Consider the following 22,118-nt stretch of genomic DNA (forward strand, 5'->3'; position numbering starts at 1 on the left):
AGTTGCGATACGAACCCGGTCTTGGACGCGCCGTCGAAGCCCTCACCATGCTGGGGCGTATGGAAAGAGCACCGGACATCGCCGTACTCATCGCCGCCGAACGCCGCGAATCGGCCAATGTTTTCGCGGAGTTGACCCCCGCGCAGTGGGACGCGCCCAGCCTCTGCGCCGGCTGGCGGGTACGGGAGGTCGTGGCGCACATGTCGATGGGGTTCCGGTACTCGACCGCGCGGGTGCTGCTGGAGCTGGCGAGGGCGCGCGGGAGCCTGAACCGGATGACCGACCGGCTCGCCCGCCGGGACGCGGCCGCCCACCGGGACCGCGACCTCGCCGGCTTTCTGCGCACCCACGCCCACCACCCCTGGAAACCCCCGGTCGGCGGTCTCACCGCGGCCCTCGGCCATGACGTCGTGCACGGCCTGGACGTCACCGTCGCCCTGGGCCTGGACCGGCGCGTCCCCGAGGACCGGCTGCGGATCCTCCTCTACGGCAGCGCCCAGGACCTGCTGCTCGTCGCCTACGGGCGGACGCTTCCCGGTGGTCGGCTCCGGGGTGAGGAAGCTCACCGTTTCGTCACAGCGTGACCAGAAAGGCAACCTCGACGCGCCCGATCAGGTCTACTTGTCCGAGATCGTGGGAATCGCGCACGAAGAAACCCCGGGGGAGGCCCTGGGCAAACCGGTCAGAAGAAGGAGAAAAGCCCTCATGGGGGACATACGCAGACGAGGTGTCGTGGCGCTCGGACTCACGGGTCTGGTGGCGCCGCTCACACTCGCCCTCGGCGCGGCGCCCGCCCAGGCCGCGAGCTCCTGCACCACATCGACGGGCCCGTACCAGAAGCAGGCGGAGAAGTTCCTCGGCCGGCCGGTCGACGGCCGTCAGTCCGCCGCCGACTGCAAGGCGATCCGCGCCTTCCAGGCGAAGAACGGCATCACCCCCACCATCGGCTACGCGGGGCCCGTCACCTGGGGTGTGATGGACCTCATCAACCAGCAGAAGGCCGTGGGGAAGAACCCGAACAAGAGCGGCAAGTGCCCGGTGAACAAGGGCCGGATCGCCTGTGTGGACCTCACGCACCAGCTCAGCTGGATCCAGGACGGCAAGAAGCTCGTCTACGGCCCGGTCCCCGTGCGCACCGGCCGCAAGGGCTTCGTCACCCGCACCGGCCTGACGAAGGTCTACTGGCGTGACCTCCACCACGTCTCCACGCTCTACGACGTGTCGATGCCCTACAGCCAGTTCTTCAACGGCGGCGAGGCGTTCCACTCGGTCGGCCTGAGCATGTGGAACCCGCCCGGCTCGCACGGCTGCGTCAACATGACCCCGAAGGACGCCAAGAAGTACTGGTCGCTGCTGCGGACGGGCGACGACGTCTTCGTGTACGGCCACAAGCCCGGTACCTGAGCGACCGGTCACCCGATCGTCCCGGTCACTTCGATCGGGTGCCTGTGCCGTTGCTCACCCTCGTCCGGCGGTCCCGGAGCGGCCGTCGGGTGAGGGTCGGGTGTGAACTCCCGTACGCCGCTTGACACATTGACGTGATGAGCAACACGGTCCGAAATGTCCGCATCGAAGGTACTTGCTCACAGCGCCTTCACCTCGATCGGCATATGCTTCACAGCATGTCCACCACTCTTGAAGCCGCCTCCGAGCGATCGGCCGCGGAGGTCAACGAGGAGATCCGGGCCCTGTGGCGCCGATCGGGCGGGACGCTGACCACCGAGCAGCGCAAGCAGTACCAGCGCCTCGTGATGGAGTGGGCCGCCGCGGCCCCACGGCCGTACCGGGCCGTCTGACCTCGCGACGCGAACCCGCGACCCCGATCGGGAGTCGCGGGTCCCCAGATCCTCCTCAGTCCTTGCGGGCCACCCCGCCGAACATGGCGACCTCCTCCGGCTCGGCCCCGTTGTCGTGCTCCGGGCGCCAGCGCGAGCAGGAGACCACCCCCGGCTCCAGCAGCTGGAAACCGTCGAAGAACCGCGCGACGTCCGCCGGCGTGCGCTGGGTCAGCTTCGGCGTGCCGTGCTCGTTCCAGAACTTCACCGCCTCGTCCACGTCCGGCATCGAGGGATGCGTGACCGTGTGCGACAACACCAGATGGCTGCCCGCCGGAAGCCGGTCCATCAGCGTCCGCACCAGCCCGTACGCCTCGTCGTCCGCGCCGATGAAGATGACCACACCGAGCAGTATCAGCGCCACCGGCTCACTGAAGTCCAGCGTCTTCGAAGCGTGTTCGAGGATCGCGTCCACATTGCGCAGATCCTCGTCCAGATAGTCGGTACGACCCTCCGGCGTGCTCGTCAGCAGGGCCCGCGCGTGCGCCAGTACCAGCGGGTCGTTGTCGACGTACACGATCCGCGACTCCGGCGCGATGCGCTGGGCGACCTCGTGCGTGTTGTCGGCGGTGGGCAGCCCCGTGCCGACGTCCAGGAACTGGCGGATGCCCGCCTCCTCGACCAGATGCCGCACCGCCCGGCCCAGGAACAGCCGGTCCGCGCGCGCGTACTCCCCGATGCCCGGGTGCAGTTGGCGGATCTGGTCGCCGGCCGCCCGGTCGACCTCGTAATTGTCCTTGCCGCCGAGCCAGTAGTTCCAGATCCGCGCCGTGTGCGGCTGGCTGGTGTTGATACGGGCGCGCAGCGACACCGCCACGTCATTGGTGGCTGCGGGGTTGTCGGTCACGTGCGTCAGCTCCTGGGATGCCTGGAGAAGTGGTTCAACCTTCAAGGCGCAATCTAATCCCCCGAGTTGCCCCGCGCCGCCGGTCCGCCCGATTCCGGTACCGGGACCCGCGCACACCCCATCGCCGACGTACGGACGCGAGGCCGCGAGCACCGGGAGCGGGGGAGGGCCGGCCCGGACGCTCCCGGTAGGCGGTCGCGCCGGCGCGTGCCTCGCCCACGGCAGCTGCCTCGCCCCGCACTCCTCCGGCCTCCCGGCGGCGCACCACCGCCACGCCCGCCTCGTCCGCCCCGTTCCGGCACACCGCACCGCGCCCTATCTTGTGCCTCATGACCAGCTTCCCGCACGACACCGCCGGCGAACCGGATCCGCTGCGCGCCCTCGACCTGGAGCGGCTGCGCCGTCGTACGAGCATGAAGTGGCGCACCTACCCCGAGGACGTCCTCCCGCTCTGGGTGGCCGAGATGGACGTACCCCTCGCCCCGCCCGTCGTCCGTGCCGTCACCGAGGCCCTCGCCCTGGGCGACACCGGATACCCGGCCGGCACCGCCTATGCCGAGGCCCTCGCCGCGTTCGCGGCCCGCCGCTGGCACTGGGACGGCATCGCGACGGACCGCACGGCGATCGTTCCGGACGTCATGCTCGGAGTGGTCGAAATGATCAAACTGGTGACCGATGCGGGCGATCCGGTGATCGTCAACCCGCCGGTGTACCCGCCGTTCTTCCTGTTCATCACCCATATGGACCGCCGCGTGGTGGAAGCCCCGCTCGGCGCGGATTTGCGCCTCGACCTGGCGGCCCTGGAAGACGCCTTCCGGGAGGCCACGGCGGGTGGCGGGCGCGCCGCCTATCTGCTGTGCAGCCCGCACAACCCCACCGGTACGGTGCACACCGCGGCCGAGCTGACGGCCGTCGCGGAACTGGCCGAACGCCATGGTGTGCGGGTCGTCGCGGACGAGATCCACGCCCCGCTCACCGCCCCCGGCACCCCGTTCGTGCCGTACCTCAGCCTGCCCGCCGCCGCCCGGGGCCTCTCGCTCATGTCGGCCTCCAAGGGCTGGAACCTGCCGGGCCTCAAGGCCGCCCTCGCCCTGGCCGGTCCCGAGGCCGCCGCCGATCTCGCCCGGATGCCCGAGGAGGTGGGCCACGGCGCCAGCCACATCGCGATCATCGCGCACACCGCCGCACTGCGTGCGGCCACCGGCTGGCTCGACGCCCTGCGCGCCGGGATCCGGGACAACCGGCTGCTGCTGGCCGACCTGCTCGCCGAGCGGCTGCCCGCGGTCCGCGTCCACCCCGGGGAGGCGACCTACCTCGCCTGGCTCGACTGCCGTGCCCTCGGCCTCGGCGACGACCCCGCGCAGGTCTTCCTGGACCGCGGCCGGGTCGCGCTGTCCGCCGGTCTCCCGTTCGGCACCGGCGGCGCGGGCCACGCCCGCCTCAACCTCGCGACGTCACCGGAGATCCTCACCGAGGCCGTGCACCGCATGGCCGCCGCCCTGAAGTGAGCGAACGCCCAGGGTCTTTCGTCGGGATCAGGCCGGATCAGGGCGCGGTGCCAGGGCCCGCGAGCCCGGCATGATCCGAACGAGAGGCCCTAGACTCGGCGCCATGGACCACGACTCGCGCCAGGCCCGGCTCGCCGCCGGAAAATACCTGCTGGTCACCAGCTTCCGCAGGAACGGCACCCCCGTGGCCACCCCGGTCTGGGTGGTCCGGGACGGCGCGAGCCTCGGCGTCTGGACCACCGCCGACAGCTTCAAGGTCAAACGCATCCGTAACCGCGCCGACATCCTCGCCGGCCCCTGCGACCTGCGCGGCAACCCCACCGGCGACCAGCTCCCCGCCACCGCCGAGATCACCGACGCGGCCACCACCGCCCGCTACCGCGCCCTGATCGCCCGCAAGTACGGCATCCTCGGCCGCCTCACCCTCCTGGGCAGCCGGCTGCGGCGCGGCACGGACGGCACGGTCGGCATCCGGGTGACCCTCGACGACTGACCGCCGCGAGCCACCCGGAACCTCCGCCGGATCAGGACGCGTTGAGCACCGAACCCTCCAACACCAGCCCGTCCTTGCGGGGTTCGCCCGTCATGTCGTCGAGCTGCCGGAACCGTACGGACTCCACCGGCTCGGCGACCTTGTCCTTGACCGTGGGCAGCGTGATGTCCGCGCTCGTCCGGTGCGCGGGGATGTCGACCCAGAGGTAGAGACCGCTGACCTTGGACAACGGGCGCTCCGGGTCCGGGGATTCACCGGAGGCATCGCGCAGCCACGCGGCGGGGACGTCCTTGGTGGACAGCTCCGCACCCGCGGTCGGCGCGGTGGCGGCGAACATGGCGCTCATGTCCACGTCGACCGGCCCCGACAGCGAGACCCGCCAGGTGAGGGACTGGCCCTCCGTGACCCGGTCCGCGACCGGGGTGACGGTCATGGTGGGCGCGGGATCGTCGTCGCGTACCGTGACACCGCCCCCGTAGGACCCGACGACGGCGCCGTGCACCGCCTTGACCAGCACGTCGTACGTCACGTCCGAACCGTAGCGGGTGTTGCCCACGACCTTGATCGGCACATCGATGTCCCGGCCGCCCGGGTGCACCGTGACCAGCCGGTCCGTGGCATGGCCGGTGACCGGGTCGAGGACGTAGACGCGGACCTGGCCGCTGCCGTGCCCCGACACCCGGGCCGGGACACGGTAGGTGCGGGTGCCCGAGTCGCCCTCGGCCACCGTCAGCCGGCCGAGGTCCACCCGCGGCAGCGCCGCCGCACGCACCGCGGGCGTCCCCGGACACCAGCCCCACGCGTCGACGAGCCAGGCCCGCCCGGACGCCGAACGCGCCGTCAGCTCCATGGACTTGACCGAGCGCAGATCGACCTGCGCACGGCCGGCGGCCGCCAGCGGGACCCGGAACTCGCGGGCCCAATAGGAGGCGGTCCGCTCACTGCCGGGCAGCCCGTCCGCATGGATCCGGCCCAGCGTCGCACGGTGCCCGCCGGTGTCGGTGAGCGTCACATCGAACTGCGCGCCACGGGAGTTGGGCGGCACGAACAGCCGGAGCGCCAGATCCTTGGCACCGGCCAGGGACAGCGGCCGCTGCGACGTCACCCGGCTCCGGGCGCCGGTGTGCGTCCAGCGCAGCGCGATCGCGTGCCGCCCGGCCTCCTGATCGGTCCCCCACTGCGCGAAGTGCGGCGAGGAGCCGCTCGCGTCGTCGCCGAGACAGCGCTTGGCCGGGCTGGTGTCCACGACGGAGCACAGCCTGGCGCCGCTCACCGAGACCCCGCCGTCCGGCAGGAACCCGCCGCTCCGGCGCGCCCCCACCGCATGGCTGAGGACCCGCGCCGGATCCGCCGACGGCGCCCGCTTCCCGGAGCCGTCCAGCAGCGGACGCACCCGGTCGTCGCCGGCCACGAACAGCCGCGCGGCCGCCGCGATGTACACCGAACCGGCGCGGTGCTGCCGGTCGGCGGAGAGCCGGGTCGCGGCGTGCTTGCCGCACACCGGGTCCGGCCGCTCCGGATCGTCGTAGAAGTCGTCCTCGGCAGGAGCCGCCGAAGTACCGGGCGTCCACTCGGAGTTGAAGAAGTTGTGGTCGGCGCCGACGACGTACACGGCACTGTGCAGCGCGCTGCCCGCGGTGACCGCGCGCGTCCCGTCGACGTACAACTCGCCTTCCAGGTCGGAGACATCGCCGTCGCAGCCCGGCAGGACCGACACCGACGGCACATCGGGCACCGGGTTCTGGCCGAAGGCGGTGGGGCCGATCAGCACCATGCCGCGCACGGTCCAGCGCACCGCGCCGTGATAGCCGTCCCTGTCGGCAGGCGGCGGGTAGAGGCTGTCCAGGGCCGCCCGGTTGACGCCCTCGCCGCCCCGGGAGTGCCCGACGAGCAGCACCCGGCCGAGATCGGCGCGGGGCGCGGAACGGACGACCGACGGCGCGGACCCGGGGTTCTTCGCCCAGTCGGCCCAGTGGCCGAGGTGCAGCCGGATCAGGGAGGAGCGGGCCTGCGCGCCGCCGTCCTCCGTGTCATTGTCCTGCCCGTTGATGCCGTTCGCCGCGATCGACACCGTCAAGTAACCCTGTGACGCCAGGAGTTGCTGGTCGCGCAGATAGCCGCGATAGCTCGGCACCGACCGGTAGCCGGACTTGCAGGGCCAGTCGATGCTGATCTCGTCGCCCCGGTAGCAGGTGTAGTGGCGGCCGTGCAGGAACAGCGCGAGCGGCCGCTTGCCGGGGGCGCCGACGGGGGCGACCACCACCGCGCGCATCTCCACCGGCTTCGCGAAGCCCGGCAGCCGCACCGACTCCAGGGTGTACTCACCGGTCTTGGTGCGATAGGCGCCCGGCTTGCCCGGGTCGACGCCGTTCGCCGGGAGCTGCGGCGGGGGAGTCGGCCCGGCGGGTGAGACGGGGGCCGCGGGCGAGGCGGGTGACACGGGTGCCCCGCCGCTCGCCCGGCCGTCCAGCCTCCGGCCACCGGACCAGACCTGGAGCCCGTCGGGGCGGCCGAGCCCGGTGAGCCCGCTCGGAGCGCCCGACCGCTTCCCGTCGAGCGGAAGGCGGAACGTACGGCCGTCCGCGTCCGGCTTCGGCACGCCCAACAGGCGCCCTCCGGAACGGAATTCGACCCGCGCGTCCCCCATCGGCACCGGCCGGTCGGAGCGCCACTCCAGCCGGGGCGCCGAAGCCCCGCCGGTCAGCCGCCAGCCCGGCGGCAGCGCCCCACGACCCTCCGACGACGCCAACGCGGCTGCCGCTGACGGTGGTTGACCCTGGGCGACCGCCACCCCTGGAGACACCCCCGCCACCGCGCATAACGCGGCGGCGGTGACCCATATGCGCCGGGCACGGACCACTGTTCCTCCTCGACCCCCGACCCCGGGCGCCCCGGCCGTCCCGGAGCCCCTCGCTCCCGGAGGACGGAACAAGGACCCTGTGGGTTGCCTGTGGAGGAGAAGTGGCGGATCACATGTACGGGGATCAGGCGTACGAGAGTGAGGTGTGCGCGGGATCCGGCGTGCGGGCGGGTCAGGTCCAGGCCCGGTACGGCTCGTCCATCAGCTGGAAGACCGGCTCACCGCGCACCGGGTCCTTGGTGGTCGACAGCCGTACCCGGTCACCGCTGTGAATGCCGACCGGCGGTCCCATCACCCGGCCGCGTACGACGAAGCCCTCGGCCATCTCGATCAGCGAGACATTGCGCGCCGCCGGGGTGTTGCGGTGCACCACCGTGGAGTGGCGGACCGTACCGATCCCCTCGCTGCGCTCGGTGCACAGCTCGCTGCCCTGGCACACCGGACACAGCAGCCGGTGGTACATCGCGGTGCCGCACCAGGTGCAGCGCTGGAAGTGGAGGGCGTCCCTGGAGTCCGCGGGGGCGGGATCGAGCACACCCGTCGCGGAGCCGGCCACCGCATACGGGGCGCTCACTTCGTGGTGGTACATCCTGGTCAACTCCCTGCACTCGGCCGGAATCCCGCGTGCGTGTCCCGTGCACGCGTGCGCCCGGCGGCCTGGCCACCGCGCATGACCGACAGGGTATGGCACTCAGTGTCACTCGTAAAGGCACTCGGTACCCTAAAAATTGTCCCCGAGGCCCCTCGCGCGTCCATCGCGCCGACCACTCAGCCGCGGTGCGCCGCCGTCTCCAGCTCCTGCACCACCCGCCACAGCGGGGCATCCCGGCGGGTGACGAGGACCATGACGTCGTCGGGGCGCGGCGCGTCCTCGCCCTCCGGCGCCGGCCCGAGCCACACGGGGGAGCGGCCGCCCGCCGCGGCCCCGGTCTCCTGCGGGCGCCCGAACTCCCTCTGCACATAACCCAGCGCGTGATCCAGCGCCGCGACCGCGTCGCCCCGGCCGTCCGAACGCAGCCAGGAGCGCAGCGCGTTGTTGTGCGCGGCGACCACCGCGGCCGCGATCACATCGGCCCGCAGCGTCCCGTCGGGGCGCCCGGTGAACCGGCCGCGCAGATATCCGGCCATCGCGCGCTCGTACCGCCACACCACCGACAGCTCGGACGCCCGCAGGCCCGGCACCTTCCGGGTGAGGCGATAGCGCTGCACGGAGAACGCCGGGTTCTCCGCGTACATGTGCAGCACCATCCGGGCCGAGTCGCACACCCGCCGCACCGGCTCGCACTCCTCGCCGCCCGCCGCGAGGAAGGCCGTCATGTCGGCGAGACAGCGCTCGTGGTCCGGGAAGACCACGTCCTCCTTGGCGGGGAAGTAACGGAAGAAGGAACGCCGGCCGACTCCGGCGAGTGCCACGATGTCGTCCACCGTGGTCTGCTCGTAGCCGTGTTCCGAGAAGAGCCGGAAGGCCGCCGCGACCAGGGCGTCCCGCATCGGCGGTTTCGCGGCCGGCGCCGCACTGCTGGAGCTCATGGACGGGAACGTAGCACCCGGATCGGCAATGTGACACTCAGTGCAGCAACAGTGGAGATATGGGGGAACTGAGTGCTACGCGAGGTGTGCGTTCGAACACCGGAGCGATCGTATTGATTGGAAACGGTCGATACGGCTGTGGGCGTAGAGTGAGCGGCCCGAAATCCGGCTCGGGATCACTGTCCAGGGGGAGCCCATGCGACTGCACGTCGACCAGCGCCATGAGCGCGTGCTCGAACTCGTCCGTGAGCGGGGCAGCCTCCGCGTCGCCGAACTGGCGGCCGAACTCGGCGTCTCCGCCGTCACCTTGCGCCGCGACGTCGAGACCCTCGCCACCCGCGGCATGCTGCGCCGGATGCACGGAGCGGTGGTCTGGCCGGGCGACCACACCGACGCCATCGTCCGGCAGACCCGCACCGACCGGTCGTACGACACCCCCGAAGGCGCGGTGATCGGCATGATCGTGCCGACCACCGTGTCCATCTTCACCGACATCGTGAACGGCGCGCGCGAAACGGTCGGCGCCCGCGGCGGCCGGCTCGTCCTGGGCGTCTCCGGCTACGTCGACACCGAGGACTCCGTCCAGGCGGACCACCTGATCGCGGGCGGCGCCCAGGGCCTGCTGGTGGCGCCCAGCTGGTTCGGCGGCGTCCCCACCGACGGACAGGAGGAGTGGCTCACCCGCTGCGGAGTGCCCGTCGTCCTGGTCGAACGCTCCGCACCGCCCGGCAACCCCGCAGCCGGCCTCGACCGGGTGCGCACCGACCGCGCCCACGGCGCCGCCGTCGCCGTCGGCCACTTCGCCGCCCTCGGCCACCGCCGGGTCACCGCCGTCCTCCAGGAAGGCCCCCACGCGGCACCGATCAGCGACGGCTTCCAGGCCGCCGCCCGCGCCCGCGGCCTGGAGATCCACCGAGGCGCCCCGAACGTACGCGAGTACGGCGACTACGAGGCGTCCGTCGACTACCTGACCGACGCGGTCCGCGCCCACGGGGTCACCGCCGCCCTGGTGCACAGCGACGAGGACGCCATCGTGCTCGTCCCCCGCCTCCAGGCACGCGGCGTACGGGTCCCCGAGGATCTCGCGCTCATCGCCTACGACGACCAGGTCGCCCCGCTCGCCGACGTGCCCCTCACCGCCGTCGCCCCGCCCAAGCGCTCGGTCGGCGAACTCGCCACCGGCATCCTGCTGCGCCGCATCGCCGAACGCGCGGGCCGGCTCACCCCAGGACCCCGCCAACACCTCGACCTGCTCCCGGAGTTGCACGTCCGCTCCTCCTGCGGCGCCCAGTCCCCGGCCACCGCCGCACACTGACCCACCGGACACCACCGCCCCCGGACATCGGCCCAACGACACGTCCGCCCCCCGGTCAGGAGTCCAGCCAGTCCGCGATCTCCCCGGTGTGCTCGCCGAGCCGGGGCGGGCGGCGGTCGTAGCGGGGCGGGGTGCGGGACAGCGAGATCGGGTTGGCGACGAGGTCCAGGGCCGCCCCGCCGTCCCCGTCCAGCGTGGCCCGGGGCGCCAGGCCCAGCCGGTCGGCGAGGTCGAAGGCCTGGCCGAGGTCGTTGACCGGACCGCACGGGACACCGAGGGGCGTGAGGTGCTCGAACCACTCGGCTGCGGTACGAGCCGCCAGCAACTCACCGAGTTGTCCCGCCAGTTCGTCGACATGGGCCACCCGGTCCGCGTTGCCGGCGAAGCGCGGGTCGGCGGCCAGTTCCGGGGCGCCGAGGCCCCGGCAGAGCGCCGCGAACTGACGGTCGTTGCCGACGGCGATCACCAGCGGCCCGTCCTTGGCCCGGTACACTTCGTACGGCGCGATCGACGGATGCCGGTTGCCCATGATGCCCGGCACCCGGCCGGCCAGGGTGTATCCGGCGGACTGGTTGACCAGGCTCGACAGCAGAGTCGTCAGCAGATCGACCTCGATGAGCTGCCCCTCGCCGGTCGCGTCCCGGTGCCGCAGCGCCGCCAGCACCCCGACCGCCGCATGCAGCCCGGTGAGCACGTCCACCAGCGCCGCCCCGGTCTTCACCGGCTCCCCGGGCGCGGCCCCGGTGACACTCATCAGCCCGCCCACGGCCTGGATCAGCAGGTCGTACCCGGGCAGCGCGGCCCCCGGACCGGACCCGAAGCCGGTGATCGAGCAGTACACGACGCCCGGGTTCGCGGCGCGCACCTCGTCGTAGCCGAGCCCGTACTTGCGCAGCGTGCCCGGCCGGAAGTTCTCGAACAACACGTCGGCACGGCGCGCCAGTTCGACGGCACGGCGCCGGTCGGCCTCCGCGCGCAGATCGAGAGCGACCGAGCGCTTGTTGCGGTTCACGGACAGGAAATAGGTGGCCTCGCCATGTGCGTGCGGCGGCCCCCACGCGCGGGTGTCGTCACCGCCCGCCGGATGCTCGACCTTGATCACATCGGCACCCAGATCGGCGAGGAGCATCGTCGCGTACGGCGCCGCGAGCACCCGCCCGAAGTCGGCGACCAGAACACCGCTCAGCGGCAGCGGCGGAACGGCCCCGCTCATGACGCCGCACCCCCGAAGCCGTACGAACACCCGGTGACCCGGCGCCCCCGGACCGCGCCGGTCCGCCCCTGCCCGCCGCCTGCGATGGACCGCACAACGCCACTCCCTTCGGCACGCCGCCGCACCCCGGGGTGCCCCGAGCCGCGGTGGCCTGGCTGAGGCGGCCATTGTGGGCGCGGCCGGCCCCGCGACGCACTGGACGAAATGGCCTGCTGCCGGGGGTCGGGGTACGCCGATCTGTCGATGGCGCCCGGTGCGGCGAGACGGAACCCCGGGCGACCGAAAGCGCGTGAACCATCAGGCGTAACCTTTCTGCGCCCGGCCCGCCCCACCCGCCGACCCCAGCGCCGCCCAAGGAGACCCGCATGCCCGCCGCCCGCCCCCGCGTCCTCTACGTCACCGACCTGGCGTACCAGGCCCGCGGGCGCCGCTACTGCGACGAGGACATCCTCCTCACCTCCCGGCTGCGCGCCCACTTCGACCTCGCCCTGTGCCATCCGCTGGACGCGGCGGCCCTGATGGACGGCCACGACGCCGTCGTCGTCCGTAACAGCGGCCCCGTCCTCGGCTACCAGCAGGCCTACGACGCCTTCCGCGCACGGGCCCTGGAACGCGGCAGCCGCGTGTACAACCCGCTCACCGGCAAGGCGGACATGGCCGGCAAGCAGTACCTCCTCGACCTGACCGCCGCCGGGTACCCGGTGATACCGACCGTCGACAGCCTGGCCGACCTGCACCGGCTGCCGCCCGCGCACCGCTATGTCGTCAAGCCCCGGCTCGGCGCGGACTCCCTCGGCCTGCGCATCGTCCCCGCCACCCGCCTCGGCACGCACGCCGGGGACGACGTCCTGATCCAGCCGCACATCGACTTCGCCTACGAGGTCTCCTTCTACTTCGTGGACGACGACTTCCAGTACGCCCTCTACGCCCCCGACCCGCGCCGCCGCTGGGAGCTGAAGCCGTACGCCGCGACCGCCGCCGACCTGGAGTTCGCCCGGCGCTTCATCGACTGGAACGACCTCGGCCACGGCATCCAGCGCGTCGACGCCTGCCGCGCCCCCGACGACGGCCTCCTGCTGGTCGAGTTGGAGGACCTGAACCCCTATCTGTCGCTGGAGGCTCTGCCGGAGGAGGACAGGGACGCCTTCGTCGGAGCGTTCACGGCGTCCCTGAGCCGGTTCGTGCGGGGGGCGGTCAGCGCAGTCTGACCGTGATCAGCTGGGTCACTCCGGCCGTGCCGGTGAGATCGCCGAAGGTCAGCCTGAGTGATGTGCCCGTATCGGCCGAAGCGAGCGTGGTCGGGGCCGAGGTGACCGAGGCGACCGGACGCCTCCAGGTCAGGGTCAGGCCCGTGCGCATCAGCATCGGATCGCTCACGGCGATCACCGCGCTACCGTCCTCCTTCTCGCTGATCATCACCGAGCACGGATCGCTCGCCGTGAGCGATCCGACCGTTCCGCCGAACCAGAAGTTCACCCCGGTGAAGCCGAGCGAACGAACCGAGACGCCCTGCTGATCGTTCGTGTTGGCCAGGACGGTCAGCCAGTGCCGGTCCGCCGATCGTGCACGCGTCCGCGGGGCGCTCGCGCCCGGCATGAGCAGATACGCGTACGAGGCGTTCACCGGATCGGTGCCGTGATCGACGTACATCGTCAGGTACCTCCGGCTCAACACGGCCGTAGACCCGCCCGTGTTGATCGAACTCCAGCTGCCCTCCCGCGCCTCGCGCACCGCCCGCACCGTCGCGCCCCCGGGAAAGACATAACCGCCGTGCCCCCCGATGTGCGCCCAGCCGGCGTCGGCGAGCGTCTGCGACCAGGGGTACCCGGCCGGTTCCGCCCTGCCGTCCACCGTGAACGACGCGCCCCCGGCCGCGCCGAGGTTGCGGTTCTCGACGGTCGTCTCCACGGCCGTGCCGTCGGTGCAGGAGATGCCCGCGCCGAGGCAGACCACCGTGTCGTCCAGGAAGAACCACGACTTCTTCGCGACCAGGGTCGACTGGAGGCCCTTGAGGTACTGCCCGACCGCGGCCCGGTGGCCGTCGGTCGCGCCGCCCACCCAGTTCACATCCGGTCTGGCCGCGCCCCAGTCGCCGCCCGCGCCGTCGGCCAGGACCTTGCGCGAGACGGTCGTACCGGGGAGCCGGTAGGGGTCGACGGTGGGCCAGAAGGCGTCGCTGTACTGGTCGTTGGCGAACGTGTCGCCCCACCAGTACAGCATTCCGGAACCGGTGTGCCAGCCGCGCGGGTTCTCGCCGTTGCCGGACTCGTAGTACGCGATCCGCTTGTTCGCCATGCTCAGCGAGGCCGCCCAGCCGGGCCGGCGGTGCGTGGCCCGCGCCATGGCCGGGAACAGCCGGTGCCCGGTCGGCTCCGGGAGGGCCCGCACCGTCATATCGTCCTCGACTCCCTTCAGCCGGGCCAGGTTCGGCAGGCTGAGCACCGGATCCTGGAGCGGCGGACGGTACCGGTCGCGCCGCATCCAGCCCTTCACCAGCGCACGCCAGCGGGCGTTCTCCGCGGCGCTCGCGCCCTGCCCGAGCAGCACGATGGAGGCCAGGACGGGGTGACCGCGCAGATGATCGTCCTGCTGGACGCCCGACGGGTCGCCGGCGGACCGGCCCCGGCTGACCGCCCGGCCCGCGACGCCGTCCATGACCAGGCCGTTGTACAGGAACGGCGCCCAGGCCTTCTCGACCGCGTCGAACACGATGGTCCGGTGCTCGTCCGTCACCTCCCAGCTCGACCCGGCCAGCAGCGCGAACAGCATGCCGAGACCGCCGAGGAACACCGAGCCGTACGAGCCCGTGTAGGGCACCCAGGTGTGCTGGATGAACGAACCGTCGGTGTGCAGGCCGTCCCCCGAGGACACGTAGGGGAAGACGGGGGACAGGGCGTCCCGGGCCAGCGCCACCTTCGCCGCGTCCGCGCCCACCACCCCGCGCAGCGCCAGCACCCGGCACAGGTCCACCCGGTTGGCGCCGGTGCTCGTACCGCTGTAGCTCGACACCGCCGAGTCGGGCACGAACCGGTCCACGGCGGCGAGATGGCCGGCGAGCTGATCGGCCGACAGCGCGTCGTACATCAGCACGCACACGTCCAGCAGCGCCTGCGGGGCGCCGATCTGCCAGCTCCACCAGTTGCCGTACCGGGTCTGGCCGGCGTTGTACACATCGTCGTGGAGGTGATCGAGGCCGGTGAGGACGGCGTCGCGCAGCTCGGCGTCACCGGTGAGGCCGGTGCCCGGCTGGCCGTACGCCTGCGCGAGGGTGCTCAGGCGAGTGAAACTGGTGCTCATGTTGCCCGAGTAGACGTACGACTCCGGGTCCGTGTCCGGATCCGGGTCGGCGTACGGGAGGTCCGGCCACAGCGCCCCGGTCGTCGGGGACATCGAGGCGAGGTACTGCCGCGCCGTGCCGCCCAGGTCGGCCAGGCGGGAGGCGAAGGGCTCGGCGGCGGGGTCGAAGCCCTCGCCGAGGATCAGGGTGCGCCACTTCGCTCGCAGGGCGGCGAACTCGTCCGATGCGGCGGAGGCGGGGGAGGAGGTGCCCAGCCCCAGGGCGGCGGCGGTGCCGGAACAGACGGCCAGGAAACCACGGCGTGACCAAGGAGTCGTCATGACGGCGCTTTCTAGCACGCGCTTACTCAAACGCTCAATAGGCGCGTTCTAGGTGATCGTTTGATCGTTTGGTCGCACAGGGTGGGCGGGTTGGGCGAGTTGGGCCGGTGGGGCGATTCGAGGGCGGCGCGCGGGGAACGCCGGACCACGGGACGATGAGTGCGCGAAACGATCGGTACGCAGACGCGGCACTCAAAAGCGACGGCGGCGAAAGCGGCGGACAGAGCGGAGCGGCATGGCGCGGGCGGAGGACCAATTCCTGGGGCGGCTCGACCCCGACATGTGCGTGGTCACGGCCACCGCCGGCGGTGAGCGGGCGGGCTGTCTGGTCGGCTTCGCCTCGCAGTGCTCCATCCGGCCGCCCCGGTTCGCCGTATGGCTGTCCAGGGCCAACCACACCTATCGCGTCGCCCGCGCCGCGCACTGCCTCGCCGTACACCTGCTCACCCGCGACCAACACGCCCTCGCGGAACGCTTCGGCGGCGAGACCGGGGACGACACCGACAAGTTCACCGGCCTCGACTGGACACCGGGACCCGGCGGCGCGGTCGTCCTCGGCGACGCCGCGGCCTGGTTCGTCGGGGGCGTCCTGCACCGCGTCGACGGCGGCGACCACGTCGGCTTCGTCCTCGACCCCCTGGAGTGGGGCGAAGGCCGTGCGGGCCCCCTGCTTCGGCTGTCAGACGCGGCCGGCATCGAGGCCGGGCACCCCGTGGACTGACCCAGACCCTTCCCGGCCGCCCAGCCGCCCGACCAGCCTCCCGCCCGCCCGCGGGGGCGACTTGTCGGTGGGCTCTGGCAGCATCGCGGTCATGACCGACATCGATGACCTTGTGCAACGCGTCGCCGTCCGGGCCGCATCGGACGACGAGAACCTTCCCGCGCCGGTCGGGGACGCACAGCTCGCGCAGGCCGAGGCGCGACTGGGCTTCGCGCTGCATCCCCTGCTCACGCGTCTGTACCGCGAGGTCGCCGATGGCGGTTTCGGCCCCGACTACCGTCTGTTGCCGCTGCTCGGCCCGGGCTCCAGCGTCGTCGGCGAATACCTCGCCCGGCGCGCGGCATCCGTCTCGGTGGCGCACCCGGAATGGCCCGAAGGCGTCGTACCCATCCTGACCTGGGGCTGTGGCATGTACGCGGGGATCGACTGCCGCAGCGCGGACGGTCAGGTCCTGCTCTTCGAGCCGAACCCGTACAGCGGTGGGTCATGGGCCGAGTGCTGGTTTCTCGACTCCGACGGCATCGCGGCGTGGCTGGAGACATGGCTCGCGGGAACAGGCTGGTTCGAGGAGGACGCCTGCGACAGGGACGACGTGGTCGAACCACGGCCGTGGGACCAGGCCGTGAACCGCTTGTCGTCCGGCGCCGGGTGAAACGCCGACGCCCAAAGGAGTCCCAGGTGAACGCCCGTCAGCCGCCCTCGTTCTCCCCGGCACCCGCCGCGCCGACGGCCCCGGCCTCCTCCCCGTCCACGGCCCCCGCCACCCGCCCCGGCACCCGGATGTCCACCACACACACGTCGTCCCGCCATTCGTCCACCAGCATGGCCGCGAGCACCGCCTCCAGGGAGCCGCAGTCGCCGTCTCCATGGGCGCGCACCGCTCGGGCGAGGCGGTCGAGGCCCGCGTCCAGGCCCTCGCCGGGGCGTTCGATCAAGCCGTCGGTGTAGAGCAGGAGCCGGTCGCCGGGTCGCAGGCGCAACTCGGCGGACTCGTAGTACGGGTCGGAGCTGGCACCGAGCAACAGGCCGCCGGGGCGGTCGAGATAGCGCACCTCGCCGCCGCGCACCAGCAGCGGCGGCGGATGCCCGGCCTGGGCCCAGGCGAGAAGACGGCGGCCGGGGTCGTAGCGGGCCATGATCATGGTGGCCGTCATCCGGCTGTCCCGGGAGTGCAGCAGCAGATGGTTCAGCCGGGCCAGGGCGACGGTGAGCGAGGTACCGGTGCTGACCATTCCCTTCGCGGTGAAGCGGAGTTGGGCCATGGTGGCGACCGCGTCGATACCGTGCCCGGCCACGTCGCCGACGACGAACAGCGCGTCGTAGTCGGGCAGTTCGACGGCGCTGAACCAGTCGCCGCCGACATGGATCCCGGCCTGCGCGGGCAGATAGGCGACCTCGACACGCAGCCCGGCCAGCTGCACCGGCTTGCTGGGCAGCGGCAGCAGGGCGTGCTGGAGCCGCGCGGCGAGGGCGCGTTCGGCCTGGAGGACACCGCGCTGCACCGACATGGTGCGCTCGCTCTTGACCAGGGCGAGTTCCGCGCTGCGCTGCGCGGTGAGGTCCTGCACGAAGCCGTGCACCTCGGCCGGGGTGCCGTCCGGCTCGCTGACGGCCTCGGCGACCAACCGCAGATGCCGTACGCCCTCGGGTGTCTCGACCCGGAACGGCAGGTCGAACGGCCGCCCCCGCTGGACCAGTCCGGCGATCGAGGCGGTCAGCGGATCCGCGTCCTGCGGCAGCGCGAGACGCGGCAGCTTCTCCAGTTCCAGCGGCCCCTGTTCGGGGTCGCGCCCCAGGACAGCGTACGCCTGCGCGGACCAGGAGATCTCCTGGGTGCGCAGATTCCAGTTCGCCCAGCCGAGGTTGCCGAGCCGCTGCACATCGGCCAGCCGCTGCTCCTGCCGGTCCAGGGGGTCGTGCCGCAGCCAGGACACCAGCAGGCCCCCGCCCAGGGGAGCGGCCCGCACCGAGAAGGTGCCGGTCAGGGCCATGTCGTCGACGGTCTCCTGATAGGCGAACGGCTCGCTCTCGAACGGCACCCCGGACTCCAGGGTCTCCAGATAGCCCCGCCACAGCGGCTCGCCCGCCACGGACGGGTAGCTCTCCAGGATCAGCCGGCCGACCATGTCCCGGCCCGTCCGGCCGGACACATCGACCGCCTGCGGGGTGGCGGCGTCGATCCGGTAGTCCGTCACCTCACCGGCGGCGGTGCGCAACGGCGTCAGCAGGACCGCGGCACCCGGCAGCGCGTCGAACACCGCCTGCACGATCTCCGTGACGCCAGGATCCCCGGGCGCCTGCCGCACGGTGTCGAAGACGCGCAGCCGCCCCGCGCACAACCGGGCCGCGGCGACGAGCAGTTGGCGCTCATGCGGCTCGAACGGCCCCCCGCACCGGCGCAGTACCCCCAGGGCGAACCGGGCGGCTCCCCCGGCGGGTACCGGCAGCCACACCCGGCTCGGCCACTGCTCCGGCGGGTCCCCGACCAGCACATGGCGGACCCGGTCGGCGGCCAGGTCCTCCAGCCACAGCGGCTCGCCCGCCGCCAGCACCTCGAACGCGGGCACCCCGGCCAGCGGGGGCACCTGCCGCCACTGGGCGGCGAACCGCGCGTCGATCCCGGCATGCCCGGCCAGTTCCAGACCGCCCTCGGCCCGCCGCTCGTAGAGGAGTACGGCAGCGGCCCGCGCCCGCGGCGCCAGGTGGTCCAGCAGGCGCCCGGCCAGCTCGTGCGCGGTACGGACGTGGACCAGGTCCCGCCCGATCCCCCCGAGCACCTCCGCCATCTCCGAGGCGTCGGCGGGCGGGGCCGCGGGCGTCGCGGGCGTCGTGCGGGGCGCGGGGGCCGGCGGCTCCTGGGGGGATGGTTCCTGGAGGGATGGTTTCTGGGGTGATGGTTCCTGGGGCGGCGGAAGGGAGCCCAGCGTGAGCCGGCACTGTTCGAGAAGGGTGTGCCCGCTGTCCGCGGCGCGCCTGCGCAGTTCCCGGTCGGCGGCGTCCGGGGCGCACCCGGTGAGCGCCATCAGGGCACCCTTGGCCCGTTCGAGGACCGCCGACGTCGCGGCGAGATCGCGCAGCCGCTCCAGCTCGGCCCGCTGCCGGGCCATGACCTGGGCCGGCGTGGCACTGTCGGCGCCGGTTCCGGGGTCGTCCATCGGGGGCACGGACTCGCTGGTCACGCGACGAGCATCGCACATCCGGGGACGTTCGATCACTTGTCCGTAGGGGGTGAAGTGCTACGGCCTTCCGCCCGCCCCGCTCCGGCGTCCGAACCGGTCCGACGTGGGACGGGGCGGTCCGGGCTCGGTGCGGATGGGGTGCAGGCGGGGTACGGATGGGATGCGCGGCGGGGCGGGGCTTCAGCGGCGGGCCAGGGCCGTGCTGACCGCGCGGACGCTGCGGGCGATGTGCTGGAGTTGCAGCACCTCGGCGGCGTACATCTTGATCGTGTGCTCGATGACCGCCTCGGGCAGTCCGAGCGTCGGCAGCTCGGCCCGCGCGGTCTGGAGCGCGGTGCGGGCCACCCGGATCTCCTGCTCCACCTGGATCTGCGCGTGCCGGGCGAGCAGTACGGGGTGCCGGATCAGGGCCGGATAGCTGGCATAGCGCGCCGGGATCAGCTCACGCAGCCACTTGGCGGCCGAGCGTTCCCAGTCGTACGAGCCCGGGGTCTTGACCTGGCAGGGCCAGTCGGGGCTGATGCGCGTGCTGGTCAGGGGCATGGTCACGGGCATGGTCACTTCCGGTCTGCGGCGTCGTGAGGGTGGTCCGACGAGATGCGGGCGGCCCCGGCCTAGGGGATGACCGGGGCCGCCCCCGGTGCGGCACAGGGGCGCCGCACCACCGGAGGCCCCCGGCGCCGCCTGGGTAGGTGACGGCGGTCGGGGACGTCCGCGCGGGCGATCCGCCAGCAGAGTATTTATATATACCGAGCAGTTTGCAAGACGTATGAAAACATTCATGTTCGATATGAGGCGAAAGATCCGCCTACGGGTGATCGGCGACCGCAAGATCTTCACGGGTGTGGGGGCGGCGCCGCAGGACCGACGGCGCGCCGCCACACGGAGTGGACGCCCGGTCCCGCACGAAGAATTCAGTCCCGTACGAAGAACTGGTGCTGGTCGGACACCTGCTCGTACTTCTCCAGCCGCGCCTGCGTCCGCTCCGGGTCGGCGTCGGTCATCGCCTGGAGCAGCGCCGCCGCCATCACATTGGGCGCGGCGTAGGAGTCGAAGACCAGCCGGGAGCCGGTGCCGGTGGCGAAGGTGACGTCGGCCTCGTCGGCCAGCGGCCCGAGCGCGAGGTCGGTGATCAGGGCGACCTTCAGACCGACGCGGTGCGCGACCCGGACCGCCTGGAGGGTCTCGTGCGAGTGCCGGGGCATGGCGAACGCCAGCACCCAGCTGCCGCCGGCCTCGCGGGACTGGAGCAGCGCGTCGTAGGCCACGCTGCCGCCCCGGGTGACCAGCCGTACATCGGGGTGGATACGACGGGCCGCGTAGCCGAAGTACTCCGCCAGCGACTCCGCGATGCGCAGGCCCAGCACGGTCAGCGGGGTGGAGCGGGACAGCTCGCGGCCGATGTGGATCACCCGGTCCGGGTCGGCGAAGTCGCGGCGCAGGTTCTCCAGGTTCGCGAGCTCGGCGTCCACGGCCGCCTGCAGCTCGTTGGCGCGGTCCGGTTCGCCCGGGCCGCCGGCCAGGGCTTTGAGCGCGATCGACTGGAGCCGTTCGCGCAGAGCGGGGTAGCCGCTGAAGCCGACGGCACCGGCGAAGCGGGTCACGGACGGCTGGCTGACCCCGACCCGGTCCGCCAGTTCGGTGATGGACAGGAACGCGGCCTCGGTGATGTGTTCGATCAGATACTGGGCGATCCGCCGCTGCCCCGGCGACAGGCGGGGGCCGTCGAACAACTCCCTGAGCTGGGAGGTCGGGGCGGCCTCGACCTCCGGTGCGGTCTTGCCCGACGTGATCGCTGATGCCTGTGCGCGGGCCTGCTGCGGCGAGGGCACCGGTCCGTCTCCTTTGTCTCCCACGAGCACTCAACATAGCTCACCCAGGGTCGTGACCAGCGGGTTGACCAGCAATCGAGGGAACCGGCCCACCACCCGGCGCAGCCAGGGGAATCGGCTCCACCGCCCCGGGGCCGATAGGCCCCCACCACGGCCGAGAGGCGATGGACTCCGCCGACCGGGGCCGCTCGGCCCGGCTGACCAGGGGTCAACCGGCCCGGCCTGCCACCGGCCCGAAGGAGAAGGCAGTGCCCCCGGGGGTCACGAAGGCGACGGCAACGCACCCGTAGGGGCCACGAAAAGCGACGGCGGCACGCACACCCGTAGGGGCCACGAAGCCGACGGCAACGCACCCGTAGGGGGCCCGAGGGCGACGGCATCGCACCCGTAGGGGGGGGCGGGCCCGAGGGCGACGGCATCGCCCCCACGGGGGTTCACCCAGGCGAAGGCGGCGCCCCGCCGCGTCACTCAGCCGACGGCATCGCCCCCGTCCGCACCACCAGATCCGCCCGCCCCCGCGTCGTCGCCACCAACTCGGCATTGCGCTGATCCGTGCCCAGCACCCACGCGCGCGCCGCCGCGGGCTCCTTGCCGAACTCCTCGTGCCGGGCCACCAGTCGGCGGATCCGTTCGTCCTCGGGGATCTCGCAGTACCAGACCTCGTCCAGAGCCGGCCGCACCCGCGCCCACGAACCCTCCTGGAGGAGAAGGTAGTTGCCCTCGGTCACCACGAGGCGGGCGGCCGGCGGCACCGGGATCGCACCGGCGAGCGGCTGCTCCAGGACCCGCTCGAACCCGGGCGCGTACACGACCTCCTCCGGCTCCTCCCGCAGCCGCCGCAGCAGCGCCGCGTACCCGGCCGCGTCGAAGGTGTCCGGCGCGCCCTTGCGGTCCCGGCGCCCCAGCCGGTCGAGTTCGGCGTCGGCCAGATGGAAGCCGTCCATCGGGACATGGGCGGCCCACGGCGGCCCCTCGGCGTTCAGCGCGCGCACCAGAGCCGCGGCCAGCGTGGACTTGCCCGCGCCGGGGCCGCCCGCGATGCCGAGCAGGGCACGCCGGCCGCCTCGGGGGAGTGCGCGGGCGCGCGCGAGGAGGTCGTCGAAGGTCGGGGGCACCCGGTCGGAGGTCAACGGCACACCCCCGAGTGTGTCACCCCGGAACCGGGAA

19 protein-coding genes are annotated in these 22,118 nt (G+C 72.5%); 9 read left to right on the plus strand and 10 right to left on the minus strand.

The window, feature by feature from the left end:
• Positions 1-59 precede the first annotated feature (59 nt).
• The 3 genes from AB0N90_RS17695 to AB0N90_RS17705 all read left to right on the plus strand — a co-directional run bounded on the left by AB0N90_RS17695 (position 60) and on the right by AB0N90_RS17705 (position 1,796).
• Positions 60-584, plus strand: a complete 525-nt coding sequence (locus tag AB0N90_RS17695; RefSeq protein WP_365197451.1) for a maleylpyruvate isomerase family mycothiol-dependent enzyme — start codon at positions 60-62, stop codon at positions 582-584.
• Between the two features lie 121 nt (positions 585-705).
• Positions 706-1,404 (plus strand): L,D-transpeptidase family protein, encoded by a 699-nt coding sequence (locus AB0N90_RS17700; RefSeq protein WP_093680655.1) that lies wholly within the window; start codon positions 706-708, stop codon positions 1,402-1,404.
• A gap of 206 nt (positions 1,405-1,610) precedes the next feature.
• Positions 1,611-1,796: a hypothetical protein gene (locus tag AB0N90_RS17705; RefSeq protein WP_085568129.1), complete on the plus strand. Its 186-nt coding sequence runs from the start codon at positions 1,611-1,613 to the stop codon at positions 1,794-1,796.
• Between the two features lie 55 nt (positions 1,797-1,851).
• Here AB0N90_RS17705 and AB0N90_RS17710 read toward each other — a convergent pair whose 3' ends face one another.
• A complete protein-coding gene (locus tag AB0N90_RS17710) occupies positions 1,852-2,682 on the minus strand; it encodes an SAM-dependent methyltransferase (protein WP_361681586.1) in 831 nt (276 codons plus the stop codon).
• Positions 2,683-3,011: 329 nt separating this feature from the next.
• Between AB0N90_RS17710 and AB0N90_RS17715 the strand changes: the two genes are divergently transcribed.
• A complete protein-coding gene (locus AB0N90_RS17715) occupies positions 3,012-4,190 on the plus strand; it encodes a MalY/PatB family protein (protein WP_365197454.1) in 1,179 nt (392 codons plus the stop codon).
• A 103-nt stretch (positions 4,191-4,293) separates the two neighbouring features.
• Positions 4,294-4,683 (plus strand): PPOX class F420-dependent oxidoreductase, encoded by a 390-nt coding sequence (locus AB0N90_RS17720; RefSeq protein WP_365197457.1) that lies wholly within the window; start codon positions 4,294-4,296, stop codon positions 4,681-4,683.
• Between the two features lie 31 nt (positions 4,684-4,714).
• On the opposite strand, the gene AB0N90_RS17725 is transcribed toward AB0N90_RS17720, so the two are convergent.
• From AB0N90_RS17725 to AB0N90_RS17735, 3 genes are all read right to left on the minus strand, one after another.
• On the minus strand, positions 4,715-7,543 hold the full coding sequence (locus tag AB0N90_RS17725) for a hypothetical protein (RefSeq protein WP_365197459.1): 2,829 nt from the start codon (positions 7,541-7,543) through the stop codon (positions 4,715-4,717).
• Positions 7,544-7,715: 172 nt separating this feature from the next.
• A complete protein-coding gene (locus AB0N90_RS17730; RefSeq protein WP_365197462.1) occupies positions 7,716-8,132 on the minus strand; it encodes a hypothetical protein in 417 nt (138 codons plus the stop codon).
• 179 nt (positions 8,133-8,311) lie between these two features.
• Positions 8,312-9,073 carry a TetR family transcriptional regulator gene (locus AB0N90_RS17735; protein ID WP_365197465.1) on the minus strand — a complete coding sequence of 254 codons (762 nt, stop codon included), beginning with the start codon at positions 9,071-9,073 and terminating at the stop codon, positions 8,312-8,314.
• A gap of 196 nt (positions 9,074-9,269) precedes the next feature.
• Here AB0N90_RS17735 and AB0N90_RS17740 point away from each other — a divergent pair, with 196 nt between their 5' ends.
• Positions 9,270-10,388, plus strand: coding sequence for a substrate-binding domain-containing protein (locus tag AB0N90_RS17740; protein ID WP_365197467.1), 1,119 nt, complete (start codon positions 9,270-9,272; stop codon positions 10,386-10,388).
• 55 nt (positions 10,389-10,443) lie between these two features.
• Here AB0N90_RS17740 and AB0N90_RS17745 read toward each other — a convergent pair whose 3' ends face one another.
• Positions 10,444-11,601, minus strand: coding sequence for a CoA transferase (locus tag AB0N90_RS17745; protein ID WP_365197470.1), 1,158 nt, complete (start codon positions 11,599-11,601; stop codon positions 10,444-10,446).
• Positions 11,602-11,966: 365 nt separating this feature from the next.
• Here AB0N90_RS17745 and AB0N90_RS17750 point away from each other — a divergent pair, with 365 nt between their 5' ends.
• Positions 11,967-12,809, plus strand: coding sequence for a hypothetical protein (locus AB0N90_RS17750; RefSeq protein ID WP_365197472.1), 843 nt, complete (start codon positions 11,967-11,969; stop codon positions 12,807-12,809).
• Here the strand turns inward: AB0N90_RS17750 and AB0N90_RS17755 are convergent.
• Positions 12,796-15,219: a polysaccharide lyase 8 family protein gene (locus AB0N90_RS17755; RefSeq protein ID WP_365197475.1), complete on the minus strand. Its 2,424-nt coding sequence runs from the start codon at positions 15,217-15,219 to the stop codon at positions 12,796-12,798. The genes AB0N90_RS17750 and AB0N90_RS17755 overlap by 14 nt on opposite strands.
• Positions 15,220-15,454: 235 nt before the next feature.
• Here AB0N90_RS17755 and AB0N90_RS17760 point away from each other — a divergent pair, with 235 nt between their 5' ends.
• The gene (locus AB0N90_RS17760; protein ID WP_365197477.1) at positions 15,455-15,940 is read left to right on the plus strand and encodes a flavin reductase family protein; all 486 of its coding nucleotides are present in this window, start codon (positions 15,455-15,457) and stop codon (positions 15,938-15,940) included.
• A 91-nt stretch (positions 15,941-16,031) separates the two neighbouring features.
• Positions 16,032-16,592: an SMI1/KNR4 family protein gene (locus tag AB0N90_RS17765; protein ID WP_365197480.1), complete on the plus strand. Its 561-nt coding sequence runs from the start codon at positions 16,032-16,034 to the stop codon at positions 16,590-16,592.
• A gap of 37 nt (positions 16,593-16,629) precedes the next feature.
• On the opposite strand, the gene AB0N90_RS17770 is transcribed toward AB0N90_RS17765, so the two are convergent.
• The 4 genes from AB0N90_RS17770 to AB0N90_RS17785 all read right to left on the minus strand — a co-directional run bounded on the left by AB0N90_RS17770 (position 16,630) and on the right by AB0N90_RS17785 (position 22,066).
• Positions 16,630-19,095 carry a SpoIIE family protein phosphatase gene (locus AB0N90_RS17770; protein ID WP_365198043.1) on the minus strand — a complete coding sequence of 822 codons (2,466 nt, stop codon included), beginning with the start codon at positions 19,093-19,095 and terminating at the stop codon, positions 16,630-16,632.
• Positions 19,096-19,299: 204 nt separating this feature from the next.
• A complete protein-coding gene (locus tag AB0N90_RS17775) occupies positions 19,300-19,668 on the minus strand; it encodes a hypothetical protein (RefSeq protein WP_037652599.1) in 369 nt (122 codons plus the stop codon).
• Between the two features lie 365 nt (positions 19,669-20,033).
• Complete coding sequence (locus AB0N90_RS17780; protein ID WP_037652601.1) at positions 20,034-20,951, minus strand: MurR/RpiR family transcriptional regulator; 918 nt, start codon at positions 20,949-20,951, stop codon at positions 20,034-20,036.
• A 464-nt stretch (positions 20,952-21,415) separates the two neighbouring features.
• The gene (locus tag AB0N90_RS17785; protein ID WP_365198046.1) at positions 21,416-22,066 is read right to left on the minus strand and encodes a nucleoside/nucleotide kinase family protein; all 651 of its coding nucleotides are present in this window, start codon (positions 22,064-22,066) and stop codon (positions 21,416-21,418) included.
• Positions 22,067-22,118 lie beyond the last annotated feature (52 nt).

Source organism: Streptomyces sp. NPDC093018 (assembly GCF_040684035.1).
Lineage (GTDB): Bacteria > Actinomycetota > Actinomycetes > Streptomycetales > Streptomycetaceae > Streptomyces > Streptomyces murinus.

Coding starts and splice junctions, on each gene's coding strand:
- AB0N90_RS17695 (WP_365197451.1), top strand. CDS start 60: ATGGAAAGAGCACCGGACATCGCCGTACTCATCGCCGCCGAACGCCGC.
- AB0N90_RS17700 (WP_093680655.1), top strand. CDS start 706: ATGGGGGACATACGCAGACGAGGTGTCGTGGCGCTCGGACTCACGGGT.
- AB0N90_RS17705 (WP_085568129.1), top strand. CDS start 1,611: ATGCTTCACAGCATGTCCACCACTCTTGAAGCCGCCTCCGAGCGATCG.
- AB0N90_RS17715 (WP_365197454.1), top strand. CDS start 3,012: ATGACCAGCTTCCCGCACGACACCGCCGGCGAACCGGATCCGCTGCGC.
- AB0N90_RS17720 (WP_365197457.1), top strand. CDS start 4,294: ATGGACCACGACTCGCGCCAGGCCCGGCTCGCCGCCGGAAAATACCTG.
- AB0N90_RS17730 (WP_365197462.1), bottom strand. CDS start 8,132: ATGTACCACCACGAAGTGAGCGCCCCGTATGCGGTGGCCGGCTCCGCG.
- AB0N90_RS17735 (WP_365197465.1), bottom strand. CDS start 9,073: ATGAGCTCCAGCAGTGCGGCGCCGGCCGCGAAACCGCCGATGCGGGAC.
- AB0N90_RS17740 (WP_365197467.1), top strand. CDS start 9,270: ATGCGACTGCACGTCGACCAGCGCCATGAGCGCGTGCTCGAACTCGTC.
- AB0N90_RS17745 (WP_365197470.1), bottom strand. CDS start 11,601: ATGAGCGGGGCCGTTCCGCCGCTGCCGCTGAGCGGTGTTCTGGTCGCC.
- AB0N90_RS17750 (WP_365197472.1), top strand. CDS start 11,967: ATGCCCGCCGCCCGCCCCCGCGTCCTCTACGTCACCGACCTGGCGTAC.
- AB0N90_RS17755 (WP_365197475.1), bottom strand. CDS start 15,219: ATGACGACTCCTTGGTCACGCCGTGGTTTCCTGGCCGTCTGTTCCGGC.
- AB0N90_RS17760 (WP_365197477.1), top strand. CDS start 15,455: ATGGCGCGGGCGGAGGACCAATTCCTGGGGCGGCTCGACCCCGACATG.
- AB0N90_RS17765 (WP_365197480.1), top strand. CDS start 16,032: ATGACCGACATCGATGACCTTGTGCAACGCGTCGCCGTCCGGGCCGCA.
- AB0N90_RS17770 (WP_365198043.1), bottom strand. CDS start 19,095: ATGGACGACCCCGGAACCGGCGCCGACAGTGCCACGCCGGCCCAGGTC.